The sequence below is a fragment of the Kitasatospora sp. NPDC057936 genome, from assembly GCF_042887525.1.
Taxonomy (GTDB): domain Bacteria; phylum Actinomycetota; class Actinomycetes; order Streptomycetales; family Streptomycetaceae; genus Kitasatospora.
Window position 1 is genome coordinate 23,740 of record NZ_JBHVPD010000017.1, and the last position, 24,610, is coordinate 48,349.

Annotated in this window: 22 protein-coding genes and 3 pseudogenes; 9 read left to right on the plus strand and 16 right to left on the minus strand. The window is 72.7% G+C overall.

Annotation, left to right across the window (positions count from 1 at the left end; genetic code table 11):
- Positions 1 to 232 precede the first annotated feature (232 nt).
- A pseudogene (locus tag ACFVU9_RS11835) lies at positions 233 to 412 on the minus strand (NTP pyrophosphohydrolase); the annotation flags it as partial.
- Positions 413 to 621: 209 nt separating this feature from the next.
- Here ACFVU9_RS11835 and ACFVU9_RS11840 point away from each other — a divergent pair.
- Positions 622 to 831 (plus strand): hypothetical protein, encoded by a 210-nt coding sequence (locus ACFVU9_RS11840; protein ID WP_387592495.1) that lies wholly within the window; start codon positions 622 to 624, stop codon positions 829 to 831.
- Here ACFVU9_RS11840 and ACFVU9_RS11845 read toward each other — a convergent pair.
- The 3 genes from ACFVU9_RS11845 to ACFVU9_RS11855 are packed head-to-tail and all read right to left on the minus strand — an operon-like array spanning position 828 to position 3,456.
- Positions 828 to 2,525 (minus strand): M48 family metalloprotease, encoded by a 1,698-nt coding sequence (locus ACFVU9_RS11845; protein WP_387592498.1) that lies wholly within the window; start codon positions 2,523 to 2,525, stop codon positions 828 to 830. The genes ACFVU9_RS11840 and ACFVU9_RS11845 overlap by 4 nt on opposite strands.
- Positions 2,522 to 3,193: an RNA polymerase sigma factor gene (locus ACFVU9_RS11850; RefSeq protein ID WP_387592501.1), complete on the minus strand. Its 672-nt coding sequence runs from the start codon at positions 3,191 to 3,193 to the stop codon at positions 2,522 to 2,524. Before ACFVU9_RS11850 ends, ACFVU9_RS11845 begins: the two co-directional genes overlap by 4 nt.
- A 29-nt stretch (positions 3,194 to 3,222) precedes the next feature.
- Entirely contained in the window at positions 3,223 to 3,456 is a 234-nt protein-coding gene (locus tag ACFVU9_RS11855) for a hypothetical protein (protein ID WP_380435324.1), read from the minus strand.
- A 337-nt stretch (positions 3,457 to 3,793) separates the two neighbouring features.
- Here ACFVU9_RS11855 and ACFVU9_RS11860 point away from each other — a divergent pair.
- Both ACFVU9_RS11860 and ACFVU9_RS11865 read left to right on the plus strand, forming a co-directional pair.
- Positions 3,794 to 3,895, plus strand: a pseudogene (locus ACFVU9_RS11860) (DUF1330 domain-containing protein); the annotation flags it as partial.
- 320 nt (positions 3,896 to 4,215) lie between these two features.
- Complete coding sequence (locus tag ACFVU9_RS11865) at positions 4,216 to 5,514, plus strand: Ig-like domain repeat protein (protein WP_387592504.1); 1,299 nt, start codon at positions 4,216 to 4,218, stop codon at positions 5,512 to 5,514.
- Between the two features lie 275 nt (positions 5,515 to 5,789).
- Here ACFVU9_RS11865 and ACFVU9_RS11870 read toward each other — a convergent pair whose 3' ends face one another.
- The 3 genes from ACFVU9_RS11870 to ACFVU9_RS11880 form a co-directional block, all read right to left on the minus strand.
- Positions 5,790 to 7,133 (minus strand): hypothetical protein, encoded by a 1,344-nt coding sequence (locus ACFVU9_RS11870; protein ID WP_387592507.1) that lies wholly within the window; start codon positions 7,131 to 7,133, stop codon positions 5,790 to 5,792.
- Between the two features lie 941 nt (positions 7,134 to 8,074).
- Positions 8,075 to 8,581: a hypothetical protein gene (locus ACFVU9_RS11875; protein ID WP_387592510.1), complete on the minus strand. Its 507-nt coding sequence runs from the start codon at positions 8,579 to 8,581 to the stop codon at positions 8,075 to 8,077.
- Positions 8,582 to 8,589: 8 nt separating this feature from the next.
- Positions 8,590 to 9,354, minus strand: coding sequence for a hypothetical protein (locus ACFVU9_RS11880; RefSeq protein ID WP_387592513.1), 765 nt, complete (start codon positions 9,352 to 9,354; stop codon positions 8,590 to 8,592).
- Between the two features lie 460 nt (positions 9,355 to 9,814).
- Here ACFVU9_RS11880 and ACFVU9_RS11885 point away from each other — a divergent pair, with 460 nt between their 5' ends.
- Positions 9,815 to 10,153 carry a hypothetical protein gene (locus tag ACFVU9_RS11885; protein WP_387592516.1) on the plus strand — a complete coding sequence of 113 codons (339 nt, stop codon included), beginning with the start codon at positions 9,815 to 9,817 and terminating at the stop codon, positions 10,151 to 10,153.
- A gap of 529 nt (positions 10,154 to 10,682) precedes the next feature.
- Here ACFVU9_RS11885 and ACFVU9_RS11890 read toward each other — a convergent pair.
- Positions 10,683 to 11,168 carry a hypothetical protein gene (locus ACFVU9_RS11890; protein ID WP_387592518.1) on the minus strand — a complete coding sequence of 162 codons (486 nt, stop codon included), beginning with the start codon at positions 11,166 to 11,168 and terminating at the stop codon, positions 10,683 to 10,685.
- Positions 11,169 to 11,446: 278 nt separating this feature from the next.
- Positions 11,447 to 11,704: pseudogene (locus tag ACFVU9_RS11895) on the minus strand (transposase); the annotation flags it as partial.
- Positions 11,705 to 11,817: 113 nt separating this feature from the next.
- On the opposite strand from ACFVU9_RS11895, the gene ACFVU9_RS11900 reads away from it, so the two are divergent.
- Positions 11,818 to 12,597, plus strand: a complete 780-nt coding sequence (locus ACFVU9_RS11900; RefSeq protein WP_387592521.1) for a class I SAM-dependent methyltransferase — start codon at positions 11,818 to 11,820, stop codon at positions 12,595 to 12,597.
- 11 nt (positions 12,598 to 12,608) lie between these two features.
- On the opposite strand, the gene ACFVU9_RS11905 is transcribed toward ACFVU9_RS11900, so the two are convergent.
- Positions 12,609 to 13,190: a TetR/AcrR family transcriptional regulator gene (locus ACFVU9_RS11905; protein WP_387592524.1), complete on the minus strand. Its 582-nt coding sequence runs from the start codon at positions 13,188 to 13,190 to the stop codon at positions 12,609 to 12,611.
- Positions 13,191 to 13,251: 61 nt separating this feature from the next.
- Positions 13,252 to 14,280 (minus strand): saccharopine dehydrogenase family protein, encoded by a 1,029-nt coding sequence (locus ACFVU9_RS11910; protein WP_387592527.1) that lies wholly within the window; start codon positions 14,278 to 14,280, stop codon positions 13,252 to 13,254.
- Between the two features lie 103 nt (positions 14,281 to 14,383).
- Here ACFVU9_RS11910 and ACFVU9_RS11915 point away from each other — a divergent pair, with 103 nt between their 5' ends.
- Entirely contained in the window at positions 14,384 to 15,337 is a 954-nt protein-coding gene (locus tag ACFVU9_RS11915) for a helix-turn-helix domain-containing protein (RefSeq protein WP_387592530.1), read from the plus strand.
- 41 nt (positions 15,338 to 15,378) lie between these two features.
- Here the strand turns inward: ACFVU9_RS11915 and ACFVU9_RS11920 are convergent, their stop codons facing one another.
- Positions 15,379 to 16,413 (minus strand): PucR family transcriptional regulator, encoded by a 1,035-nt coding sequence (locus tag ACFVU9_RS11920; protein WP_387592533.1) that lies wholly within the window; start codon positions 16,411 to 16,413, stop codon positions 15,379 to 15,381.
- Between the two features lie 118 nt (positions 16,414 to 16,531).
- On the opposite strand from ACFVU9_RS11920, the gene ACFVU9_RS11925 reads away from it, so the two are divergent.
- Positions 16,532 to 17,437, plus strand: a complete 906-nt coding sequence (locus ACFVU9_RS11925) for an alpha/beta hydrolase (protein ID WP_387592536.1) — start codon at positions 16,532 to 16,534, stop codon at positions 17,435 to 17,437.
- A gap of 21 nt (positions 17,438 to 17,458) precedes the next feature.
- Here the strand turns inward: ACFVU9_RS11925 and ACFVU9_RS11930 are convergent, their stop codons facing one another.
- A complete protein-coding gene (locus tag ACFVU9_RS11930; protein WP_387592539.1) occupies positions 17,459 to 18,112 on the minus strand; it encodes a helix-turn-helix transcriptional regulator in 654 nt (217 codons plus the stop codon).
- A gap of 189 nt (positions 18,113 to 18,301) precedes the next feature.
- Here ACFVU9_RS11930 and ACFVU9_RS11935 point away from each other — a divergent pair, with 189 nt between their 5' ends.
- Entirely contained in the window at positions 18,302 to 21,544 is a 3,243-nt protein-coding gene (locus ACFVU9_RS11935) for a cytochrome P450 (protein WP_387592541.1), read from the plus strand.
- A 181-nt stretch (positions 21,545 to 21,725) separates the two neighbouring features.
- On the opposite strand, the gene ACFVU9_RS11940 is transcribed toward ACFVU9_RS11935, so the two are convergent.
- On the minus strand, positions 21,726 to 22,397 hold the full coding sequence (locus tag ACFVU9_RS11940) for a VC0807 family protein (protein ID WP_387592544.1): 672 nt from the start codon (positions 22,395 to 22,397) through the stop codon (positions 21,726 to 21,728).
- A 163-nt stretch (positions 22,398 to 22,560) separates the two neighbouring features.
- Positions 22,561 to 23,013 (minus strand): MarR family winged helix-turn-helix transcriptional regulator, encoded by a 453-nt coding sequence (locus ACFVU9_RS11945; RefSeq protein ID WP_387592547.1) that lies wholly within the window; start codon positions 23,011 to 23,013, stop codon positions 22,561 to 22,563.
- 61 nt (positions 23,014 to 23,074) lie between these two features.
- Between ACFVU9_RS11945 and ACFVU9_RS11950 the strand changes: the two genes are divergently transcribed.
- Complete coding sequence (locus ACFVU9_RS11950) at positions 23,075 to 24,190, plus strand: FAD-dependent oxidoreductase (RefSeq protein WP_387592550.1); 1,116 nt, start codon at positions 23,075 to 23,077, stop codon at positions 24,188 to 24,190.
- A gap of 14 nt (positions 24,191 to 24,204) precedes the next feature.
- Here the strand turns inward: ACFVU9_RS11950 and ACFVU9_RS11955 are convergent, their stop codons facing one another.
- The gene (locus ACFVU9_RS11955; RefSeq protein WP_387592553.1) at positions 24,205 to 24,561 is read right to left on the minus strand and encodes a hypothetical protein; all 357 of its coding nucleotides are present in this window, start codon (positions 24,559 to 24,561) and stop codon (positions 24,205 to 24,207) included.
- Positions 24,562 to 24,610 lie beyond the last annotated feature (49 nt).

Genomic DNA, 24,610 nt, shown 5'->3' on the forward strand with positions numbered 1-24,610 from the left:
CCGCCTCCGCGTGGAGACTGCCCTCGGGCCACACGATCGTCCACGACCGCCGCCCGCCCTTCCGTTCGATCTGCTGGACCCTCAGATCCCCGACCACCACTCGCCGTGCCACATGTCCTGCGTACCGACCCCGGAACACGACGGGCGCTCCGGACACGGTCGGTAAACGAGCCCGCGACGCCCAAGTCACAGGCACCGACGGACACCACGGGCGGCACTACCCGCGGTCGGTAAACTGGCCGGGAAAACGGGAGTCGTCGTCGGGACGTCGGTGGACCAGGATCCGGCCCTCGGGGTCGCGGCAGACGGTCGTCGCGACGCGATGCAGCCATTGTTGGCGGATCGCCTCGCCCCGCTCGACGACTGCCAGTACGTGGTCTTCCTCGTCGACGCGTTCCACCAGTTCGGCCATGGCGCACACGATGCCAGAGGGCACTGACAGACACAGCTCACGCTGATGCCGGACGAAGGCCGCCACGCCCCGATGGCCGGCCGGGCTCGTCGCTCCGCGCGTCCGCGTCCTTTCCCTCTCGCCGGGCGCGCGGGGCGGCGCTCCTGACCCGTGCCCCCCTCAAGGAGCACAACAGATGAAGTACGCCCGCCGCGCGGCCGCGGTCACCGGTGTCGCTCACCGCCGAGGTGATGTACCGGACGGTCATCGACGGCGACGCCAAGACGGTCCGCAACCGGATCGGCCCCGACGGCGAGGCGATCCCGCGCGTCAAGCAACTCCTCGGCCAGGGCCGGTACCTGGAGGAGCTCACCGCGCGCGATCGCGGCCAGGCCTCCGCCCTGTGGATCGCCCTGATGCCGACATCGGACGGAACCTAGCCGAGCGATGCTCCACCGAAGGCGAACCCCAGCACGATCAGCAGCAGGATCAGCGCTGCGGCCGTTTTGATGACCGGATGCTTCTGGCGAAGGGGCTCGTCATCCTCCGGCCCACCGTGCGGTAGGAGTTCGGCCGGCAGCTCGATCCGTTCGTCGGGATCGGCGGGCGGCACCTCCTCCTGGCGCACCGGGCGCCGAACGAGCACCGGCGCCGCGAGATCGACGGGCAGCGTCCGCAGGAAGGCCTCCAACCGCTGGGCGTCGACGGCCACGGTCAGCTCGTGCAGTTCGGACAGCAGGGCCCGGTCGGCGACCGGGCGGCTCTGCCCGACCCAGGACAGCCGCCAGCCGGTGGCCAGCCCGTCACGGACGAGCACCTGGTCGAGCAGTGCGCGCAGGGCACCGGGCAGCGAGCTGGCAGGAGCCAGGGTCTCCGGGGCCTTGGCGAGGGCCTCCAGAACGGTCCGCAGACTGGGCCGCGTGGTGCGACCGCTCCGGCCGGCGGCCCGGGCCAGGGCCTGGGCGCTCTCGCCGGTAAGCGTCGCCGCCGCGGTGGAGGCCCAGGCCGCCGTCGCCAACCAGGTCGTGTCCGGGTCGCCGGCGTGTTGCGGCAAGACGGTCAGGCTGAGTTCGACGGTCCGCTGGTCGAGGTCGGTCAGCACGCCGATCGCGGGGACCGGTTCGCGGCACGGTGCGGTTCCGTTCGCGCGGTGCGCGAGGGCGTTCAGGCGTTCCGCGAGCGGGGGGTGGCTGTCGAACCGGGAGACGGGCCGGTCCGGTGGCGAGTCCCGCCATCGGCGCAGGGTGTCCTGGTACTCGGGGTCGGCGAGCATCTGTGCGAAGACGGCGAAGGGATCGTCCGGCAGCCAGCCGGCCCGGGCCACCGGCTCCAGGTAGTCGGAGACCAGCCGGGCCCAGGCGAGCGCCAGGGAGTGCACGTTGCGCAAGGCGTCGGCCATCACCGCCGCTCCGACGACCTGGGCCGACATCCGGTCCGCCTCGAACTCCTGGCGCCGCCCGACCGCCGCGGTCAGCCGGAGGTAGACCCGGGCGTAGCCGGAGAACAGGCAGTACCAGGTGTAGGCCGGATGGTAGGCGTTCTCGGCCTGGACCATCGGGTGCCGACCGAGGCGTTCGAGGATGGATCCGAGCGCGGCGGTCCCGCGGCGGGTGACGGACGACAGGGCGGTGTGGCGTCCCGCGTAGTGGCCGAGCTCGTGGCAGATCACCGCCTCCAGCTCGCCCTGCGTCAACCCCACCAGCAGCGGCATCCCCAGGTAGAGCCGACGGGTCCCACCGAGCAGCCCGAGCAGGCTGGCGTGTTCGAGGACCATGGCGTTGGCCTGGGGAATCAGGTACAGCCGGGTCGGCGGGCGCACCCCCAAGCGCTCGGCGAGATCGTACACGGCGTTCCACAGGGCCGGTTCCTCCTCCGGGGCCACCTCGACCGAACCCTCCGGGCCCCGGGCCGGACGACCCGCCGCGCACAACGCGAGAAGGACTGCCGCGACGACGGGCGTGGAGGTGATCACCGTGAAGAGGAGTCTGGCGAAGTCGTCCGGCGGTGCCGCCGCGAGGAGGGACAGGAACGCCGCATAGACGGCCACGGCGGCGAGCAGGACCAGGTAGCTGACGAACAGCATGGCGACCGCGAGCAGGGCCCGCAGGGACACGAGGAACAGCGACGGCCTCACCCGCGCCTCCCGGCGTCCTGGGCCCACGCCTCGGCCAGCCGCTCCAGCAGCAGATCGAGACCGAGCTGGTCGTGCTCGAAGGCGTCCTCCAACCACAGGGCCGCGTCCAGGAGTTCGACCGTCAGCTGATCCTGCAGCCCGCCGGCCGGCGCGTCCACCAGCGAGTCGAAGTCGGACCAGAGCTCCTGCGAGGTGATCCCGAGCCGCTTCGCCAGGTTGTTGCGGGCCTGCTTCACGTGGCCGGCGACCGTGGTGGCGGAGATCTTCAGGTCCTCGGCGATCGCCCGCTGCGGCTCGGCCTGGAGACAGAACCGCACCAGCACCTCCCGCTGCCGCTCCGGCAGTTCCCGCACGGCCGCGAGGACTTGGCGCGTCTCGACGGTGACCTCGATCCTCGCCTGCGCGGGGATTCCCGCCTGCAACCAGCTCGCACGCTCCCTGGTGCGCCGCTCGACCCGGTCGAGGAACTCGTTGCGCATGATCTGCCGCAGGTACGCCTCGGGGTGGTCCATCGTGCGCAGACGCGACCACATCCGGCTGGCCTGGACGTACGCTTCCTGGACCAGCTCTTCCGCGGTCTCCCCGTCCTGGCACAGGAAGCGTGCCTGCATGCGCAACCTGCCCTGGGTCACCCGGACGAAGTCCTCCAACTCCTCGGGAGGTTCCATCCGGGGTCGCGCTGTTCTCTGATCTGACGTCATGACGTCGTCTCCTGTGTGTGATTCGACTTCGACCGTGCTCCGCGCACCAGGAGGACGCTCCCGTCCGCCTGCCGGTCCTCCACCGTCGCCCCGGGCCCGGCCGCGAGGACAAGGCTCTCCAGTACGGCGCCGCGCGTGCGCTCCCGCATCACGGCCAGTCGGTAGGACACAAGCTGGCGCGCCAGCCTGACGGTGCCGGCGCACACGGCCAGCAGGACCGTCTCCCACATCTCCCCGCCTCCTCTCGTCGACGGCGGCGCTCCTTGCGCCAACCTCGCACGGTGAAAGGGGTCTTGAGCGGAAAACCTTTAGTCCCACAGCAGTCGCACGCATGTGATTCACATCACATTCGTCAAGAGGGGCCCGAGACCGGCCCCTGGTGCCGAGCCCCGCGCCGGTTGGCGCGCGCCCCTGGACGTGTGGCCCGCATGGGCCCGTGAGTTCATCTCGAACTCTTGTCCAGGGTGCCCGGTGGGTGTCGGGCAAGTCAGGCAAGTACTCCGGAGCGAAGTTGCCTGACTGGTACGTGGTTTCGGTGCCATCGCGCGCAGTCGGCAGCGCAGTCGGCAGGCTGTCGCGGTGTACGAGAGCGAGGCATGCCAGAAGGCGCTGGCGGCCCTCCCCGACGGCGTCGAGTGCGACTTCCGCATCATCGAAGGCAACGACTGACCGGCGGGCCCAGCCTTGGCCGGCTCAATGAGTTCGTGTGCCGCCCGGTGTGATGGTGTGTGGCATGCCGCTGTCGGAGCAATCGGGGCACGAGGGCCGTCCGGTCGTCACGCTGTGCCTGTTGACCGCGCTCCGGACCAGGGACAGCACCGCTGCACGGGTCGCGTGATCCAGTACCCCGAAGCCTCACCTCCAGCCCATCACATCGGGAGACGCCAGTGATCAGACACCACGCCCCAGGAGATGCCGTCGCCGGAGGAGAGGCAGGCGTCCACGCTCGTGCGCGGTGGTGGCGGGCCGGAGTCGTGGGAGGGGTGTGCGTGGTGCTGGCCGGTACCGGGGTGATCCCCGCGACCGCCGCGGCAACAGGGTCCGCGCCGGCCACCACCCCGGTGCGGACCCGAGGCGCCGACCCGGTGTTCACCTTCGGCTTCACCGGCGCCGCGCAGAGCCTCACCATCCCGGCCCAGGCGGTGGTCACGATCACCGCCGACGGCGCGGGCGGCGCCGACAGCACCGGCACCTCCTGTTCCGTCACGGGCACGGGCGGGACGGGGGCGCGGGTCGTCACCACTCTCCCGCAGACCACCGCCCCGACGACGGTCACCGTCAACGTCGGCGGCACGGGCGGCAAGGGCTGCAACGGCACGGGTACGGGGGGTGCCGGCGGGTTCAACGGCGGCGCTCCGGGTGGGGGCATTTTGGCCACGGGTTTCCGGGCGGAAGGGCCGGGTGGGGGCGGGGCCTCCAGCGTCAGCGTGGGCTCCTTCCTGGTGGTCGCCGGGGGCGGCGGTGCCGCCGGGGGTACCGGAGGCGACCTGACGGGCGGCAACGGGGGCAACGGCGGGACGACGCCCGATGCCACCGCCGGTACCGGTGGAAGTGCCACCGGCCCTGGGGCCGCGGCAGGGCAGGGTGGGGACGGCGGCAGGACCAGCACGTCTACGGGTGGTGTGGGCGGCGTGGCCGGCGCGGTCGCGTTCTGTAGAGCCACGCCGGGTACATCGGGCAGCGGGTTCGCCGGTACCACGGTCGGCAGCGGCGGCACCGGCGGAGCGATCGACGGCGGCTGCGCCGCCACTGTCACCGGTGCGGGCGGGGGCGGGGGCGGCGGGTACTTCGCCGGTGGGGGCGGCGGCAGCGGTGCCGTCAACAGAACCGGCACCAAGGCAAGCGGCGGCGGTGGCGGTGGCGGGAGCAGCTTCGCGACCCCGTCGGGCACCGGGACGTCCTATGCGGCCTCGACGATCGGGACGGCGAACCACAACGGCCAGGTGATCATCAGCTACACCGTGGGCAAGCCGGTCACCACGACCATGACCGCGATGCCCGGGCTCACCCGGATCGGCTCGCCGGTCGTGCTGAGCGACATCGTCTGCCCCGGCGGGGGCTCCACGACCAGGCCCACCGGAACCGTCACGTTCACCGACACCACCACCGGGACGACCCTCGGCACGGGACAACTGTTCCTCCCCCTCGGCCGGTGCGCCGCCGCCGGGACGGTCACCGCCTTCCGCACCGCGGGCACCCACACCATCACCGCCGTCTACAGCGGCGACTCGGTGTACCAGGACAACGGTGCCAACCCCGAGACCATCACCGTGACGGTGAACCCCTGATCAGAAAGCCGCAGCGGCACCGAGGGCACGCCCTCATCAACCGCAACAAGCGCTGCTGCCAGCGGAGGTAACAGCGTGATACCCGGCGGGGCTCGCGAGGACGAATCGCGGGCTCCGCCACCATCGCGCCCGAGGCCGGCCGCGACGGTACGTGGAATTCGAGAAGCCAGCGGTTTAGCCGCGGATCGCGATGGACGCCCCGGAGTACCGCTCGCCGACCCGGCGGTCGAGCTCGACCTGTCCGGCTCCACTTTCAAGGGCAGGGAGGTAGGCGTCTACCAGCACGGGACGTGACCTACGGTCAGTGGCTCACCGTAGAGCAGCCCTACTTCGGTGGTTCCGAGGCTCAGCGTCGGATGAGGGTGGCAGGCGACCATCGCGTAGTACACCGCGGTTGCCAGTTCGGTCGGGCTGGCCGTCTCGTACCGCAGGTACTCATGACCCACGAGCTCCATGAGATTGATGGTGCCCGGCCCGAGATGGCCGCCCTCGATCAGCAGGAACGGCACGGCCAACAGCCCGTACAACCTGCTGAAGGCGAGGTAGAATTCGGCGGTTTGGCCCCTGGCCATCGGAGCGTCGGCAAGGTGGTGCTCAACGCGTCTGTGAATCTCGGACCAAACGGGCCCCGGCACTGTGCCGCCGCAGTCGGCAACCAGCTCTTGCGCACACGACACCGCATGCGCCGCCATGTGCTCGGCGCCCCCACGGACGCCGCGCTCTGCGCGTCGGACCGAGTGCGGCGTGTGAAGGCCGGACACGCATGCTTCGAAGGTGTGGCACCAGGGGCAATCCGAGGACGTATCCCGGGAGTTCAGGGCAGCCGCCGCGGCCACCTTGGACCAGGTTCGGGACCGTCTGCCCAGGAAGGTGTACGGCAGGGTCACGGCCGCAGCCAGTTCGGCAGGTTCGCAGTCTCCTTCCCGGATGGCCCGCCAACGCCCGCACAGCCAAGCGCTGTAGTGCGCGAACCAGCTCCGCAGTTCACGGCGGAGCCGGAAGACATTCCCCGGCTCGCCCCGCAACACGTCCGTCATGAGGTCGCTCATGTCATTGGTGATGCGCGGAAGGGCGACGAGCCCCATGCCTTCGCGGGACACGAATCGGCGCCGGAGCCAGTTCGGCAGACCCATGTCGATCATGGCCCATCGCTCCAGCTCCACATCGCTCAGCGTGCCGGTGTCGAAGAGCGGGACGGTTCCCTGCCTCAACGCCTCGCGACGACCTGCGAGACCTCGCTGCCCGGCCCGGCACACGACGACATCCGCGTAGTTGAGCCACTGCTGGTTGAGACGCAACCGACCGTCGCTGCTCATCGCCCTCGCGGCATCCAGCAGGGCACGGCGCGTCCCGGAATCCGCCCCCATGGACCGGTAGTCCATGATGGTCAGGATGTCGGCCGCGCACCAGTCGCGAGCCTCCGCGTCGGTCAGCGCCCCGGAGTCGGCCATGACGAGAGCCGGCAGAACCCAGCCGAACAGCATGGCGGGTTGCAACAGTGGTCTCCCGACCGACAGCGCCCCAGCTGCGGACGTGTGGAACGCCTCGCTGAAAGCATCCGGGGGTGGTAGTTCCGTCAACAAGCCCCGTTTCCGCGACCAGACGGCCTGGTTCTCCATGAAGAACTCCACGTTCTGACCCGGCTCGCGCACATGGTCGAAACCTTGTCCCGTGTGCCCCGAGACAAGTGCCGCCACGGTTGAGACAGGGCGACTTCTCGTGCGGGAAGTCGGGAGCGCCGGATAGTCGGTATCGACATTCCAGTACTCCGCGGCGTCCGACGGGCACAGCACTCCCATCGTGCGCAACAACGGCGCGCTGGCCTCAACTCCACTGCCCGTCCTTGGCCGCGATCCACCCAGGTCGCTGACGCACCGCTTCCGTGTCTGCTCGCTGCCCCACTCGACCAACGCGTGACGCATGGACCACCCCAGCCTCTCTCCACGCGAGATGTTCTCGCCCCCAATGCCCCGGACGACACAGAATGCACTGGGAAGCAGGCCACTGACAGGTCGATGCCTATAGAACGATGGAGTGTTGGTCGCACGAAGAGCACTTGGTGCACTCACACGGCGCGAGGCATTGGTCGTGCGCCGAAACGACCTCGTCCGACGATGTGCTACAGCATGACGGCGCGCCGACGAACCCGGGTTTGTACGCCCGCGATGCCTTCGGGTGCCGATGAACGGACTTCGGTCAGCACCGCCGGCTTGCTCGCGGGCGCTGGCCCCGCCGCCGGCACAACGGGCGCTCGACGCCTTCGAGATCACCCTTCGCTGCCAAGGTGCCTGAATCGCCGAGGCCTGCCAGGAGGCGACGGCCAGGGCTGGTTCCGCCCCGACAAATGCCGCCGACGACCCGGGAGACGCCTTGGGCGACGAGGCCTGCCGGGACCCGCGGCGACCGGTATCCAGCGAGCGAGTCCCACCGCTTCCGGACCGCCCAATCCCAACGCGCCGAGTGCCGAGGACACCGCCGCAACCGGAGCGCTATCCCGATCGGGACAGACGCGGGCTCACGCACGCCAGAGTGATCACCACATCCCGCCTCCGACAGAGTCTCAGACCGGGAGGGAACCCCCGTCCAGGACTCGCAACGCAGTCCGTGCCGCCTGCCCGTCACCGGTTCGCGCCAGCTCCTCCAGCGCTTGCCGATCAGCCCATCCGAACACCACGCGCAGCTCGCGGGTGAGATCCAGTCCGATCTCCGGACCGACCCAGTCCGCGATCACCAGGGCATCCGCGACGGCCGCCGGATCGCCGGCGACCCCCGGCCCGAGGAACGAGAGGCCTCCATCGCTGGCTCCGCGAGCGAGCGCCAGCGCCACCAGTGCCCAACGGGCCACCCGATCCCCGGGATCACGGTCCAACCGCTCGCCGGCGTAGGCCTGCAGCTTGTGGGCCGTCACACGACCGTTCGCCCACCCACGCCAGAACCCGTCGTCCCGCGGCAGTTCCTCAAGAGACGACAGGCCGTCGTTCAGAGCCCTCACCATGCGTTCGGCGAACTCGGCATGGCCGGTGTCGGATCCGGACCGCCTGAGCCGATCGATCTCGGGAGACCGCACGATGCCGCTCAGCCGCCCGTCGCGGCTGCGGTGAGGCGGTGGATCTGGGCGGTCACCAGGTCGGTGCGCAAGGCGGGCTTGTGCACGGTGTCGTCACCGGTGAAGAAGAGGATGCGGTTGTCGCCGACGGCCGCGTAGAGGTAGACGCGGGTGAACCCTCCGGAGGAGGCCACCGCAGCGGTGGGTGTCAGGACGCGGAAGCCGACGGCCGGCACCTCCGGCGTGTCGGAGGGAACCGGCTCGACTCGCAGGTCCACCGAGCCGCCACGGCCGTCGTCCACGCGGACATCGGTGCAACCGCCCCCGTAGACGGCGGCCTTCAGCGCCTCGAAGCGCTCCTTCGACCGGCCGCCCGTGAAGCCGCCGACGTCCACCAGCGTCCGGTTGCCGAGGACGTTGTTCCCGGTGACATACCAGCGCCGAGCAGAGGCTCCGGGCCGCTCGGACATGGCAGTGAGGACCGGAGCACACGCCGGGTACCGCTGCGCCGCGTCGGCCATCGGGTCCGGCCCGGCGGCGGGTGTCGCCTCCTTGGCGGGCTCCGTGGTGCTGTTCGGCGGCAGGTCCGCGGCCGTCAGCAGAACATCCGTCAGCTGGTCGCCGGACAGCGGCCCGAGGGCACGCCACGCGGGTGCGGGACCGACGGTTGCGGCAGAGGACGACGGTGCTGCGGGGACGCCGACGGTAGCAGTGCTCCCAGTTGCGGCCGACCTTGACGGCGCGGCCGAGCACCCGGCGGTGAGGGCGATCAGCGCCGGTAGCAGCAATGCCATGCGGATGACGGGCCGCGCCAAGATCTCTCCTGCTTCCTCTTCGCGTACAACCGCACCACCTGCGGGTACGACCCATTCTGTCCGCGGGACAGGTCTGTGCGCCTTCGAATTCTCCGTCGGCGAACAAGTCCGAGGGCTGGAGGAGCCGGGAGTGTCCGTGGGTGTCTCACGCCCATGCCATGCCGCCCGGGTCTGCGCATCCCGCCGGGTTTCGTCGGTGCCGGACAGGAGGATCGGACGGCCCTGTGGCGGCACGCTCCCGACCCGGTCGGGGGCCGCTGGGCATCACGACCAGGAGGGACCCGCCTTTCTGGGGCGGTTCGGGCGGCAGCACGGGCGACCTTACCGGCCGTCAGGTCGTCTCCGAGGCGGCCGGGCCTGCCGACTGAGTAGGTGCGCACTCGCGATCTGAGTATCCGGGCGGCTGCGCCGGGCTCGTTGGTCCGCCTTGGATGGGGGCATGAACGCGACGCTCCCTGCCGAGACAACCGCCAGCCGGCCGTCCCCGGGGAGGGACCGCACCCGGCGCCGGGCTGTTCTGTCCGCCATCCTTTTCGTGCCGGCGATCCTGGCGGCCAATCTGCTGGCCCTGAGCTCCGAACGGGCGTCGCTCTGCATCGCATACGGGGAACAGTGCGGTGAGGGACTGCTGCCGGCTTGGCTGATCGGCTGGGGAGCCGGACTCGCCGCAGTGGCGTTCCTCGTCGCCCTGGTCGCACCCGCCGCGCGCGTGCGACGGGTGGCGCTCGCCGCCCAGATCGTTGCGGAGACCATGGCGCTGCTGGTCATCCTCAGCTGACCCGTGCACGATCCGGGACTCGTCTCGCCCCTCCAGCGGAGGGACGGACGAGCGTCGTCTCCGCCCGGCAGCCGCCTGGAGGCGGGCCCCTTGGACAACGAGTGAGCAGGCTGTCCGCTCCGGCGGCTGCGGTGAGGCCATGCCTACCTTCCTGTACCTGGCCGACCTCTAGGAGACGCACCGGAGCGTCGGAGGCAGCGACGAGACCTTCACCGACGAGCGGTTCTGCCGGGCGATCGTCGACCGGCCCACCTTCGAGGCCCACATCATCGAGACCGGAACCCAGTCGTTCCGCCTTGCCGGCACCACCGCCAAGCGCCAGGCCGCCGTGGCTGCCACCTGAAGACAAGCCCCCGACAACCCGCATGGATCAACGGGACCGGCCCGTCTCCGGGTCGGCACGCGGGGAGAACACGCAAGCGGATCCGACAACAAGCCTCTGGTGGCCCAGGTGACCGGCTGACGAAGGCACGCCGACTGCCCGAGCACCAAGGCCAGGGCGGCAGTCACCGGGCAGCAGCTCGTCGGCTCAGACTGTGGCCGAGCGCACCCGGCTAGGGTCCAGGTGCAGCTCATAGGCAGTGTTGCACTCGCTGATCAGCGTGCCCACCTCCACACCGCAGGGGCACAGTTGGTTCATACCGCTCTGGCCGTTGAGGCCGCAGCACCCCCCGGAATGCTTCCAGTCAGGATGCGGCTGGAGCCCCGGTGCGTCCTCCGGGTGCAGGACCACGGTGTTCCGGGGGCCTGCGGACACCAGGAACCCGTCGCTGTCCGGGTCGCCGAGGCAGGGCCCGCCGCCGAAGACCTCTCGACACTCGTCGGAGGGCACGAGCGGGGCGCCCCACGGCTCGGGTTCCAGGGCGAAGAAGCCGAGCCGCAGGGTGGGAGTAGCTCGACGTGATCCGTCTGCCTTGGGAAACCCTTGATCCATCGGACGCGCGGGCACCTCAGGCAGCTTGGTCAATGGCCCCGCGATCGGACGATCGCAGGCCGCACACACGAACACAGTCACCTGGAATTGGTAGCACCCACCCGGCGCCCGTCCAAACGGATTATCAGCCGACGACCGCCGAACAGCCCCGACTCACCATCGGCCCCGACACGGCTGTCGGCTTCCGTTCCGACGCTCCCAGGCGCCCCGCATCGAACACAGCGGCGCCCGCCCTGACGCATTCTGTCGGGGGCGCGACCGGACGGGCAGCACGCAACACAGCTACCGGTCTCCCCGTGACCGCCGTCCCCGACCCGGAGCCGACCAGAGCAGCAGATCCGGGCTGTCTACTGAGGTTTTCAAGGTGAGGTCGGTGAGGTGAGTGACAGGCCGGTGCCCGTCAGACATCCCTCGATGAGGGTGGACCGGAGCTGGATATGTCGGAGCCCGCGGCGGAGGGTGTGGGCGAGGTGATCGGCGTCGGTGAAGGCGGTGTTCGCCATCGGGCCGCGTCGCAGAAGCGACCAGAGGCCTTCGACCGGGTTGAGGTCCGGTGCATACGAGGGCAGCTGGAAAACGGTGAGCCAGTCGTGCTCGGCGGTGTACCGCTTCATGCCGGTTGTTCTCGCATTAATCATCTGCATGCGCGTCGTTCAGGGGGCTGCCGCGGGCCGCTCCACCGTGATGTGCAGGGGTGTCCTTCCGCCGGTCGCGAGGCTAGCGTGACCGCATGGATCCTGATGAACAGTCACGTCACGCCTCGTCGTTCGGCGTCGCCGCGGTCGCGTACGCCGAGCACCGTCCGGACTACGCGCAGGCCGCGGTGGGTTGGGCGCTGGAGCTCGCGCCCGGCCTGCGCGTGCTGGACCTCGGGGCCGGGACGGGCAAGCTGACGGCCGCGCTGGTGGCGCTGGGGGCCGACGTCACGGCGGTCGAGCCCGACCCGGGGATGCTGGCCGAGCTGCGCCGTGCGCTGCCGGACGTCCGGGCCCTGGTGGGTAGTGCCGAGGCGATCCCGTTGTCGGACGGTGCCGTGGACGCCGTGGTCGCGGGCAACGCGATGCACTGGTTCGACATGGCCGTCGCGGGTCCTGAGGTCTCCCGGGTCCTCGCGCCGGGCGGCGTTCTGGCCGGCCTGTGGAACCTCCTGGACGACCGGGTCGCGTGGGTGGCCGGGCTCGCGCAGGTTGCCGGGAGTGCGGCGGTCGGCCCCCGGGACACCCCCGACAGCTGGCGCGCGGTGACGGCCGGGCTGCACCTTCCGAAGAACGGCGGGGCCGCCTGCTTCGGCTCGCCGGAGCAGGCCGAGTTCGCGCACGGGCAGCGCCGGACCGCCGGCTCGCTGGTCGAGACCCTCGCGACGCGCGCCGGGGTGCTCGTCATGCCGGAGGGGGAGCGGGAGGCGGCGCTGGGCCGGATCCGCGCCTTCCTCGCCGGTCGGCCGGAGACCGCCGAGGGCGAGTTCACCCTGCCCATGCTGACCGGGGTGCTCCGCGTCCGGCGGGTGTGACCCCGAGGCCCCTACGGTGTCGTCCCCGCGAACCGGGTCACGAGGAGGTCGAGCCGCTCCTCCTGCCAGCCGGAGGGGATGCGGCCGCTCTCCGAGAGGACGGCCATGCCGTGCAGCGCGCTCCAGGCGACCTCGGCGAACAGCTCGCGGCGCTCGTTCTCCGGCGGGAAGCAGGCGACGAACTCCTCGAAGCAGGCCCGCATCGGGGCCGGCGTCTCGGCGCTCGCGAACTTCAGGTCGGTGGGCAGGATGAACATCGCCTGGTAGAGGGCAGGCCGCTGGACCGAGAAGTCCAGGTAGGCGCCGCCGACGGCGCGCAGGGCCTGCCCGGGGCCGGGGGCGGCGTCCTGCCGGGCGCGGTGCAGGTGGGCGGCGAGTTCGGCGAACGCGTCCAGGGCGACGGCGCCGACGATCGCGTCCTTGCCGTTGAAGTGGCTGTACAGCACCGGCTGGCTGTACTCGACGCGTTCGGCCAGCCGCCGTGTCGTCACGGCCTCCCAGCCCTCGGTCTCGGCGAGCTCGCGCGCGGCCGTGATGATCAGTTGGTGGCGCTGGGCGCGCTCGCGCTCGCGGCGCTCGCTGATGGCGGACATGTCGCCATTGTAGCAACGCTAGACATTCTGTCGTGGGCAGAGCGCTGCCGCTCCCGAGCCCTCAGACCGCCAGGTCGACCGTGATGTGCGGGGCCAGGGCGCGCAGGAACGCGGGGGCGTCGAAGAGCTCGCCGGCCGAGGCCACGCCGGTGGTGCGGGCCTCGCCGTTCAGGAGCCGGGCGACCGCCTCCACCGCGAGCGGGGCCGTCACCGCATAGATGTCCCGGCCGGTGGCGACGGCGCGGCGCTCGGCGGTGCCCTTGCGGACCACGACGTCGACGACGAAGGTCTGTGCCGAGCGGCCGTCCGCGTCGACCGGGGCCGGGGCCGGGGTGTCGGGGGCGACGACCTGCGTCGCGGCCTCGACCGTCATGTAGGTGCGGACCTCGGGGATCCGCAGGTGGCTCGGGATCGTGATGACGTCGGCCATCGTGAACTCGGCGACGACGGCGCGCGTGCCGGTCGGGTCGGGGAAGGTCCAGTCGGTGGTCGCCGGGGCGTCGTGGCGGCGCTCGATGGCGCCCTTCGTGTAGACGAGCCGGCCGCCGCTGCCGCGCCGCTCGCGGGAGACGGCGCTGGAGAGGCGGGTGCCGGCGGTGGGGTGCCAGCTGCTGAGGGCGTAGGCGACGTGGGCCTCGTCGGCGTCGGTCCAGTCGGCCATCGCGGCGGTGGCGAGGAGGTCGCCGAGGCCGCCGTAGAAGGCCATCGCGGGCAGGACGGTGGCGCCGGCGGTGCGGGCGCGGTCGGCGAAGTCGGCGAACGTGTCGAGGTTGGCCTCCAGTTCGGCGGCCACGTCGACGTACGGGATCCCGGCGCGCAGGGCGGCCTCGATGACGGGGGCGGTGGTCGAGGCGAACGGGCCGGCGCAGTTGATGACGGCGGCGGCGCCGGCCAGGGCGGCGTCGAGGGCGGCCGGGTCGTCGACGGAGGCCGGGCGGACGTCGAGGCCGGTCCCGTCGGCCAGGGCGTGCAGCTTGGCGGCGTCGCGGCCGGAGAGGACGGGGGTGAAGCCGCGCTCGCGCAGGTGGGCGACGACGAAGCGGCCGGTGTGGCCGTAGGCGCCGTAGACGGTGACGGTGGTGTTCGACATTGGGGTTCCCCCGTGCTCGTTCCTTGATCCGACGCGTTCATCCTGCCGGGGGCGGACACCCCCCGACAGTGTCCGGAACGACAGGACCCGTACACTTCCGGACATGGGGACCGTCGCGCTGGCCGTCACGGACGGCATGCTGCACTTCGAACTGGGGCTGGCCTGCGAAGTCTTCGGGGCCGACATGAGCGGGCAGGCCGATTCCTGGTACCGCCTGGAGCTCTGCGGGCCGGGGGCCGCGCAGGTCGGGCGGTTCCGCGTCCAGCCAGACCACGGGCTCGACCGGCTCCCGTACGCGGACACCGTGGTCGTCCCGGGCTGGGCGGACGTCGACGAGGAGCCGCCCCGGGAGCTCGTCGACGCCGTGCGCGCGGCCCACGACAACGGCGCGCGCGTGGTCTCCCTCTGCACGGGCGCCTTCGTCCTCGCCGCCGCCGGGCTGCTGGACGGTCTGCGGGCGACGACGCACTGGGCACACACCCGCGTCCTCGCCGCGCGCTACCCCGAGGTGCAGGTCGACCCGGACGTCCTCTACGTCGACAACGGGAGCGTGCTCACCTCCGCCGGCAAGGCCGCCGCGATGGACCTGTGCCTGCACCTCGTCCGGCTCGACCACGGCTCGTCCGTCGCCAACGCCCTCGCTCGCCTCCTCGTCGTGCCGCCCCACCGGGACGGCGGCCAGGCGCAGTTCGTGCCCACCCCGGTGCCCGCGCCCGGGAACCACCCGCTCGCCGACCTCCTCCCGTGGGTGATCGAGCGGCTGGACCAGCCGCTGACCGTCGAGGACCTGGCCCGCCGGGCCAACATGAGCTCGCGCCACCTGGGACGGCACTTCCGGTCCGTCACCGGCACCAGTCCGCTCCAGTGGCTGCTGACCCAACGGATCCGCCACGCCCAGGAGTTGCTGGAGACCACCGAGGACAGCGTCGACGCCATCGCCGCCGCCACCGGCATGGGCACCGGCACCACGCTGCGCCGGCACTTCAACCGCACGGTGGGCGTGCCGCCGGACGCCTACCGGCGGACGTTCCGGCTGCGCGCCGCGGTCAGCCGCTGAGCCGCCGCTGCACGGTCAGCCGCTGAGCCGCCGCTGCACGGTCAGCCACTGAGCAGCCGCCACGCGGTGAGCGCGAGCCCGGCGCGCAACAGGCCCGCGGGTTCGGTGAGTTCGAGGCCGAGCGCCTTGCCGAGCTGGTCCAGGCGGCGCGCCACGCTGGTGTGGTGCAGGTGGAGGACGGCGGCGGCGCGGCGCAGGGAGCCGGTGGTGCAGTAGGCGTCCAGCGTGTCCAGGGCGTCCGGGTCGCACGCCGCGATGCGGGCGATCGCGGCCACGTCGGGATCGGCCCGGACGGCGTCCTCCGGCAGGTGGGCGAGGAGGGCCACGGCGCCCAGATCGGCGTGGTGGACGACGGGTTGACGCGCGGTGGTGAAGCGCAGCGCGGTGCGGGCCTCGTGCCAGGACCGGGCCGGTGTCCCGGCGGCGCCGATGCCCGCGCGGACGTCGGGCGGGAGGCGGGACGCGTCGACGGTGGTGGCCAGGACGACCCCCGCGTCGGCGAGTTGGGCCGCCTTCACCGGCCGGTCGGGGCACAGGAGGGTGCCGATCCGGTCGAGGGGGTGCGGCGTGCGCACGGCGACGGCGCGCACCGGCAGGTCGGCGGCGAAGCCGAGCAGGCGCAGCGCCCGGGCGCGGGCGGCCTCGTCGGTGTCGGCGCCGATGACGAGTTCGACGAGCGCGGGGTCGGCCATGGTGGTGCGGGCGGGGCCGTAGCGTTCGACGGCGGTGGCGACGGCGATGGCGAGGCGGTCGAGGAGGAGCTCGTCCAGGAGGCCCGCGGGGGTGGGGCGTTCGAGCCAGACGGTGCCGATCTCCTCCTCGTCGAGGGTGATCGGCGCGGACGTGGTGACGGCGGGCGGCCCGGGCGCCTCGCGGCCGTCGGGGGCCATGCGGATCGTCCGGCCGGTGCCGGTGAGGCGGATCCCGGCCGGGCACTCGGCGAGGTTCGCGGAGGCGCGGGCGAGGGCGGGCAGGTCGACGCGGCGGCGCATCAGGGTGTCGTAGAACATGACGACGCGCACGGCGGCCTCGACGTCCGAGCCCAGTTGCGACATCCGTACCGCCAGTGCCTCCATGGACCCGAGGATAGGCGGACGTGGGGGAGCGCGGGCGCGCCGATCGGTGCGTGATCCCGGCGGAACGCACGACGGTTGGCGGCGGACCGGGCGGGCGGCGGCCGGGACGATGGTCGGCATGGATCCCGAACTCGAAGCATTCGTCCCCTTCTTCCCCGACCTCGACCTGAACGACCCGGCATCCGCCCGGGAGAGCCTGGCCGCGCTGGCCGGCGGCGTCCCCGCCGCCGACGTCCCTGGCATGGTGATCGAGGACCGCACGGTGCCCGCCGACCCGAAGACGGGCCCCGGCGTCCCGGTGCGCGTGTACCGGCCCCGGGCGGCGCGCGGCGCCGTCATCTGGCTGCACGGCGGCGGGTTCGTCATGGGGGGCCTGGACACCGAGCACCCGTGGGCCGCCCGGATCGCCGCCGACTCCGGCGCCGTGGTCATCTCGGTGGGCTACCGCCTGGCGCCCGAGCACCCGTACCCCGCGGCGCTGGACGACGTCTACGCCGTCCTCCTCTGGGCCGCCGGGAACGCGGCCGAACTCGGCATCGACCCCGAGCGCATCGCGATCGGCGGCCACAGCGCCGGCGCCACCCTCGCGGCCGCCGTCTCCCTGCTGGCGCGCGACCGGAAGGGGCCGGCGATCCGCTTCCAACTGCTCAACCAGCCCGGCGTCGACGACCGGCAGGAGAGCTGGTCGGCCCGCACCTTCACGGACACGCCGTGGATGACCCGCGAGAAGATCGGCGCGGCCTGGCGGCACTACCTGGGCGGCGCACCCGCCACCGCGTACGCGGCCCCGGCGCGCGCCGAGGACCTGAGCGGCCTGCCGCCCGTCCACCTCGCCACCGCGGAGTTCTGCCCGAACCGCGACGAGGGCATCGAGTACGCGCTGCGCCTCCTCCGGGCGGGCGTGCCGGTCGAGCTGCACCAGTGGGCCGGGACGTTCCACGGCTCGCAGGCGCTGCTGTCGGCGGAGGTGTCGCAGCGGCAGATCGCCGAGCTCGGCGCGGTGCTGCGGCGGGCGCTGGCGTAGCGGCCGTTTCCGAGCGCGGGTTCAGGCGGGCTCCGGCGGCCACGCGTCGGGCGCCAGGACGCCGTACGCGTAGGCGCGGGCGACGAGCGCCGTGCGGTTGGGGACGTGCCAGCGGCGGGAGAGGCGGGTCAGGTGGTAGTTGACGCCGTCCCTCGTGAGGCCGATTTCCCGGGCGATCTGGGCGGTCGTCGCGCCCCTCGCGGCGGCCGCCAGGATCCGGGCCTCCGTGGGGCTCACCTCGGTGCGCGGCACGGCGGTCTCGGACACCTCGGGCGGCGGCTCGGCGGGCAGGTCGGCGAGGACGCGCAGCGAGAGCAGCAGGTTCGGCGTCTGGTCGGGGGTGTCGCTCACGAGGGCGACGTCCATGATGCCGTGCCGCTCCGAGCCGTCGCCGGCCGTCCACGACACCTCGACGCTGTACTGGGAGCGCCGGTGCTTGTGGACAGCCTCGGCGAGTGCCGGGAGGGTTTCGGCGGCGCTGCCCTGGAGGGTGAAGAACTCCAGGATCTTGCGGTGGTGCAGCTGCCCGGTGAGCAGGCCGAACTCGGCGGCCATCGCGCGGTTGACGATGAGGATCCGGCCCGCGTACTCGCACACGGCGATCGGCACCGGCACGTGGTCGAGCAGGCGCAGCGTGCGGTTGCGCCAGACGATCGCGCTGTCGCTGGGGTACACGAGGTGCCTCCTTCAGCAGATCTGACGTCACGTGGGCAAGAGTCGGGTGCCACCGGGTACTACACAATCATGTAGTCGGCGGCGCCCGGTACGGCGGGTGCCGGGCGCAGAGTGGAAGACGTCGCCCCGATCGTCGGCCCGACTCCCGTCACGAAACCCGTGTCACGGAAAACGGAAGGTGAATCACGCATGACCGACACCCTGCCCGAGAGCCTGCCCGCACCCCGGGCCGAGCGCCCGGAGCCCGCCCGGCTCTCGGAGACCCCGAAGGCCGCGGTGGCGCACCTCCCCTCGGCCGCCGCGGGGGCCGTCCCGCTCGTCGACATCTCGGCGCTGCCGCCGATCGCCGCGCCGACCCTGCGCGTGATGGAGCTGATCCGGGAGCACGGCCCGGCCTACGTCCAGCGCGTGCACGGGCGGGACCTGCTGATGGTCAGCGGCCTGGACCTGGTCGAGGAGCTGGCCGACGAGGAGCGCTTCACGAAGTCCGTGGGCCCGGGCCTGGTGAACGTCCGCGAGTTCACCGGCGACGGCCTGTTCACCGCCTACAACGACGAGCCCAACTGGGCCCGCGCGCACGACATCCTGATGCCCGCCTTCGCGCTCGGCTCGATGCGCACCTACCACCCCGTGATGCTCCGGGTCGCGCGCCGCCTGATCGAGGCGTGGGACGGTGCGACGGCCGCCGGGCAGCCGGTGGACGTGCCCGGCGACATGACCAGGATGACCCTGGACACCATCGGCCTGGCCGGCTTCGGCTTCGACTTCGGCTCCTTCGAGCGCGACGAGCCGCACCCGTTCGTCGAGGCGATGGTGCAGTGCCTGGAGTGGGCGATGGCCGCGCTGTCGCGCGACCCCGAGCTCGACCACACCGAGCGCGACGCGGCGTTTCGGGAGGACGCCGCGTACCTCGCCCGGGTGGTGGACGAGGTGATAGCCGCTCGCGTGGAGGCCGCCGGGGCCGCCGGGGGCACTCAGGCGGCCGACGCCGAGGACCTGCTCGGTCTGATGCTCGGCGCCGTCCACCCCGGTGACGGCAGCAGACTGGACGCCGAGAACATCCGCAACCAGGTGATCACCTTCCTGATCGCCGGCCACGAGACCACCTCGGGCGCGCTGTCCTTCGCGATGTACTACCTCGCCAAGCACCCGGCGGTGCTGCGGGAGGTCCAGCGCGAGGTGGACGCCCTGTGGGGCGACCAGGCCGACCCCGAGCCGTCCTACGAGGACGTCGGGCGCCTGCGCTACACCCGCCAGGTGCTCAACGAGGCCCTGCGGCTGTGGCCGACGGCCCCCGCGTTCAGCCGCGAGGCCCGCGAGGACACCGTCATCGGCGGCCGGATCCCGCTGCGCGCCGGGGAGACGGTCACGGTGGCGACGCCGATGCTGCACCGCGACCCGGCCTGGGGTGATAACCCCGAGCTGTTCGACCCCTCCCGCTTCGACCCCGAGCTGGAGGAGGCCCGCTCCCCGCACGCCTTCAAGCCCTTCGGCACCGGCGAACGCGCCTGCATCGGGCGGCAGTTCGCGCTGCACGAGGCCACGATGCTGCTCGGCATGCTGGTGCACCGCTACCGGCTGATCGACCACGCCGACTACCGGCTGACGATCAAGCAGATGCTCACCATCAAGCCGGACGGGTTCACGCTCGCCCTCGCCCCGCGCACGCCCAGGCCCCCGGCGGTGGCGCAGGCCCCGGTGCGCGCCGCCGAACTGCCCGGCCGCGTCCGCCAGGGCACGGCGGTGCTGTTCCTGCACGGTTCCAACTACGGCGCCTCGCGCGACTTCACCCGGCAGCTGGCCGAGGCCGCGGGGGAGCTCGGCTGCGAGACCGAGGTCGCCCCGCTGGACGCCTACGCGGACGGGCTGCCCGCCGGCCGTCCCGTGGTGATCACCGCCGCCTCGTACAACGGGCAGCCGACGGACGACGCGGCGCGCTTCGTCCGCGGGCTCCAGGAGGCCGAGGGCGCGGTCGCCGACGGCGTCGAGTACGCGGTGCTCGGCATCGGCGACCGGACGTACGCCGCCACCTACCAGCGCATCCCCACCCTCATCGACGAGCGCCTCGCCGCCCTCGGCGGCACCCGGCTGCTGCCCGCCGGCGAGGCCGACGCCTCGGGCGACCTCGCCGGCGGCGTGCGGGCCTTCGCGACGGCGCTGCGAGGCCTGCTGCTGGAGAAGTACGGCGACGCGGACGCCCCCGCCGCCGGGCTGCCGGAGGCCGCGTTCACCGTGACCGAGGTCGTCGGCGGCCCGCTGGACGCCCTCGCCGCGCGGCACGGGATGACGGAGCTCACCGTCACCGGGGTCGCCGGGCTGACCGACCCCGCCTACCCCCGGGTCAAGCGCCTCGTGCGGCTCGCCCTGCCGGACGGCGTCGAGTACCGCACGGCCGACCACCTCACCGTGCTGCCGCAGAACGACCCGGCGCTGGTCGAGCGCGCGGCCAAGGTGCTCGGCGCGGACCTCGACATCGTGCTGTCCATCGTCGCCCACCGGCGCACCGGCCTCGCCGTCGACCGCCCGCTGACTGTGCGCGAACTGCTCACCCACCACGTCGAGTTGCAGGACCGGCCGACCGCCGAGCAGCGCCTGGTGCTGGCCGGCCTCAACCCGTGCCCGCCCGAGGCCGCCGTGCTGCGCGCCCTGCCCGACGACGACCCGCGCACGCTCGTCGACCTCGTCGAGGACAATCCGGCCCTGCGCGAGGCCCTCACCTGGCCGGTGCTGCTGGAGCTGCTCCCGCCGATCCGGCCGCGCCACTACTCGATCTCCTCGTCCCCGGGCCAGGACCCGGCCCACGTCGACCTCATGGTCTCCGTGCTGAGCGCCCCGGCCCGCTCCGGCCGCGGCACCTTCCGGGGCACCGGCTCCGGCCACCTCGCCCGCGTCGCCGTCGGGGACACCGTCCTGGCCCGCGTCCAGCCCTGCCGGGAGGCGTTCCGGATCGGCCACGGCGCCACCCCGGTCATCATGATCGCCGCCGGGACGGGCCTCGCCCCGTTCCGCGGCGCGGTCGCCGACCGCCACCGCGACGTGGCCGCCGGGGCCGGACTCGCCCCGGCGCTGCTCTACTTCGGCTGCGACCTGCCCGACGCCGACTACCTCCACCGCACCGAGCTGGAAACCGCCGAACGGGCCGGCGCCGTCAGCCTGCGCCCGGCCTTCAGCGAGGCCCCCGAGGACGGCCGGCGCTTCGTCCAGGACCGCATCGCGGCGGAGGCCGACGAGGTGTGGCAGCTCCTCGCGGCCGGGGCCGAGGTCTACGTGTGCGGCGACGGCGCCCGCATGGCCCCCGGCGTCCGGGAAGCCTTCCGCGCCCTCTACCGGAGCCACACGCCGGGCGGCGCCGACGAGGAGCAGGCGGAGGCCTGGCTGCAGTCCCTGATCGACGCCGGCCGCTACGTCCAGGACGTGTACGCGGCACGCTGAGCCCGGAGCGCCCCGGAGTTCGGGAGCGCCCCGGAGTTCGGGAGCGCCCCGGAGTTCGGGAGCGCGGCGGAGTTCGGGAGCGCCGCGGAGTTCGGGAGCGGGAAGTCGGCCGAGTCGACTTCCCGCTCCCGAACCTTCACACGCGAGTCAGTGGCCGGGGCTCCTCCTGCGGGGACGGTGCTCAGCCGTCCGCCGCGCGCGCGGCCGTACCGGAGGTCAGCCGCCAGAGCCCGGCCACCTCGTAGTAGACGCCGTTCACCACCTGCAACAGCAGCAGCATGACCGGCCAGAGCAGCGCGCCGAGGCCGGGTACCAGGTCCACCGGCAGGGTGTAGGCCATCACGACCCGCACGGCGGCGTCGAGCAGCATCGCCACGCCCCAGATCGCCGTCGAGACCCGCCAGATCCGCCGGAAGGCCGGCTCGCGCTCCCACAGCACGTCCCAGGAGGTGCCGTCGGAGCGGAACCTCCCCTCCAGCAGGGGGCGGCCGCCGTGGAAGAGCAGCGGGCGCCTGGCCCTGATCGAGATCAGGAACCAGAACCCGGCCACGCCGGTCAGCCAGCCGTCCTTGGCCAGCAGGAACCGGGGGCTGCCACTGACCAGCGCGGCCGCGACGCCGAGCAGCATGGTCCCGGCGACGAAGCCCGCCATGCCCTCCAGGCTGCGGGTGCGCAGCCACTGCACCGCCGTGGTGAGCGCCGGCAGGAAGGCGCCGGCCAGCAGCGCGACGAAGACGCTCACGCCGGCGGCGCGCAGGCCGTAGTACAGCGCGATCGGGACCGCGATGTCCCGGACGACACCGAGCAGCACGCGCCGGCCGCTCGGCCGCGGCGGCGCCCCGGGGGTCGTCACCGCGGCTCGTTGCGTGTGGTCATGACGTCCTCCGTGCGGCGGGCGTCCGGTCATGACGTCCTCCGTGCGGCGATCGCTGCCCGGCTCGACTGCCGCCTGTCACCTGCACAGCTAACTACTTCCGTGCCGGACGACGGCGAAACCCGGGGTCGCGTCCGGGCGCTCAAGGAGCGCTGGGCGTCGGCCGGTCGCTCTGGGTGACGAACCGGGCCAGCAGCTCGTGCAGTTGCCGCTGCTGCTCGGGGGTGAAGACCTCCAGGAGGCCGGCCATCGCGTCGCTGAACAGCGCCGACGCTTCCGCCAGGCGGCGCTCGCCCTCCTCGGTGATCAGGATCTCGTAGGTGCGGCGGTCGTTCGGGGTGCGCCGGCGGAGCAGCAGGCCGCGGTTCTCCAGGTCGTCGACGATCCGCACCAGGGTCGACTTGTCGATGCCGAGCGCCGTGCCCAGCTCGCGCTGGCTGCGGGCCCGGCCCTCGCGGACGGCGGTGAGGACGCCGGCGTGCTGCAGCTCTATGCCGCTGGGCCCGGCTGCCTGATTGGCCCTGGCGCGGGCGAGCTGGTGGGCGCGGTACATCAGCAGTCCGAGGGCGGCCGGGGCGGAGGGTTGAGGTTCCATGGGGGTGATGCTAGCGTCCGAGACGGTCTCATCTGAGACGATCTCAACTCGGAGGCGCAGCATGCGTGTTCTGATCATCGGCGCGGGCCTGGCGGGCCCGTGCCTCGCCCACGGTCTCCGCCGGCACGGTCACGAGGTGCGGCTCTTCGAGCGGGACGCCGCCATCGACGCCCGCTCGCAGGGCTACCGGATCCACATCAGTGGCGACGGGGGCGCTGCGCTGCGCACGTGGCTGCCCGCCGAGGCCTATGCGCAGGCCGTCGCCACGGCCTGCGCGGCGACGGGTGGCGTCAGCATGGTCGGACCCGACCTGCGGGACTTCGCCGAGGTCCCGATCCCGCCGGACTCCGCGGGCCTCACCGTCGACCGGCTCACCCTGCGGCGGATCATGCTGCGGGACCTCGCGGACTCGACCCGCTTCGGCGCCGGATTCTCCCGCTACGAACTGCTCGACGACGGCAGTGTCCGCGTCCACCTGACCGACGGCTCGACCGCCGAGGGCGACCTGCTGGTGGCCACGGACGGCGCCAACTCCGCTGTCCGGCGGCAGCTGTTGCCGGACTTCTCGGTGGCCGTGCAGGACAGCCGACTCATCTACGGGCGCACGCCGATGACGGACGAGGTACGGGCGCTGACGCCGCGGCAGGCCCTCGACGGCTTCCTCGGGGTGGTCGGCGCGGACGGCCGCCGCCTCGCCCTGGCCGCCCAGCAGTTCCGGCGCGACCCGGCCGACTTCGGGCTCCCGGCGGGTGAGGAGTACGTCATGTGGGGCATGGTCGCGCCCGCCGCCCGCTACGGGCCGGACGTCGACGGGCTCGGTGCGGCCGAGCTGCTGGCACTCGCCGAGCGGACCATCGCCGACTGGCACCCGTCCCTGGGCGCGCTGGTCGGACTCGGCGACGTCCGGTACGTCGTGCCCGCGAGCATCCTGGTCGCCGAGCGTCCGGCGCCGTGGCCGACGGTGCCGGTGACGCTGGTCGGCGACGCGGCCCACCCGATGGCCCCGGCGGGGGTCAGTGCGGGAGTCGCGATCCACGAGGCCGGACTGCTCGCGTCGCGGCTCGTCTCCGGTGCGCCGCTGCTCGACGCCGTGCGGGCGTACGAGGCGGAGATGCTCGACCACGGTTTCGCGGCCGTCGAGAGGTCGACCCGGCGCCAGGCCGGCGACTTCTCGTAGCAGGCCGCCCCCGGTTACTCCGGCGGCCGGTAGGCCGGCCCCGCGGCCTCGATGTGACTCAGGACGGACGCTCCCGCCAAGGAGACCAGCAGGTCGACGACGACCTCCTCGCCCTCCCGGCGGCCGCGCTCGGAGATCTCAAGGCCGATCAGTGCCAGGTCACCGGCCTGGGCCCGCAACTCGTACTGCTCGCGGGTCTCCTCGCCGAGGTCACCCGTCTCGTCGCGCTCCCAGGCGTCCACCGCGGCCCGGGCCACGGCCCCGGGCAGCCGCACCGTGACCCGGCCGACCTGGGCGCCGACGCGCTCCCCGATCGCTGCCAGCAGCTTCGCGTCTTCCCGGTACCGGACGTACTGCTCGTCATCCACCACAGGGCGAGGCTACTCGGACGACGGGGCCCGGCTCGACCGAATTCGGGCG

Coding starts and splice junctions, on each gene's coding strand:
- ACFVU9_RS11925 (WP_387592536.1), top strand. CDS start 16,532: ATGGATCCCGAACTCGAAGCATTCGTCCCCTTCTTCCCCGACCTCGAC.
- ACFVU9_RS11870 (WP_387592507.1), bottom strand. CDS start 7,133: ATGGAGAACCAGGCCGTCTGGTCGCGGAAACGGGGCTTGTTGACGGAA.
- ACFVU9_RS11950 (WP_387592550.1), top strand. CDS start 23,075: ATGCGTGTTCTGATCATCGGCGCGGGCCTGGCGGGCCCGTGCCTCGCC.
- ACFVU9_RS11885 (WP_387592516.1), top strand. CDS start 9,815: ATGAACGCGACGCTCCCTGCCGAGACAACCGCCAGCCGGCCGTCCCCG.
- ACFVU9_RS11905 (WP_387592524.1), bottom strand. CDS start 13,190: ATGTCCGCCATCAGCGAGCGCCGCGAGCGCGAGCGCGCCCAGCGCCAC.
- ACFVU9_RS11935 (WP_387592541.1), top strand. CDS start 18,302: ATGACCGACACCCTGCCCGAGAGCCTGCCCGCACCCCGGGCCGAGCGC.
- ACFVU9_RS11900 (WP_387592521.1), top strand. CDS start 11,818: ATGGATCCTGATGAACAGTCACGTCACGCCTCGTCGTTCGGCGTCGCC.
- ACFVU9_RS11855 (WP_380435324.1), bottom strand. CDS start 3,456: ATGTGGGAGACGGTCCTGCTGGCCGTGTGCGCCGGCACCGTCAGGCTG.
- ACFVU9_RS11880 (WP_387592513.1), bottom strand. CDS start 9,354: ATGGCATTGCTGCTACCGGCGCTGATCGCCCTCACCGCCGGGTGCTCG.
- ACFVU9_RS11915 (WP_387592530.1), top strand. CDS start 14,384: ATGGGGACCGTCGCGCTGGCCGTCACGGACGGCATGCTGCACTTCGAA.
- ACFVU9_RS11850 (WP_387592501.1), bottom strand. CDS start 3,193: ATGGAACCTCCCGAGGAGTTGGAGGACTTCGTCCGGGTGACCCAGGGC.
- ACFVU9_RS11910 (WP_387592527.1), bottom strand. CDS start 14,280: ATGTCGAACACCACCGTCACCGTCTACGGCGCCTACGGCCACACCGGC.
- ACFVU9_RS11945 (WP_387592547.1), bottom strand. CDS start 23,013: ATGGAACCTCAACCCTCCGCCCCGGCCGCCCTCGGACTGCTGATGTAC.
- ACFVU9_RS11920 (WP_387592533.1), bottom strand. CDS start 16,413: ATGGAGGCACTGGCGGTACGGATGTCGCAACTGGGCTCGGACGTCGAG.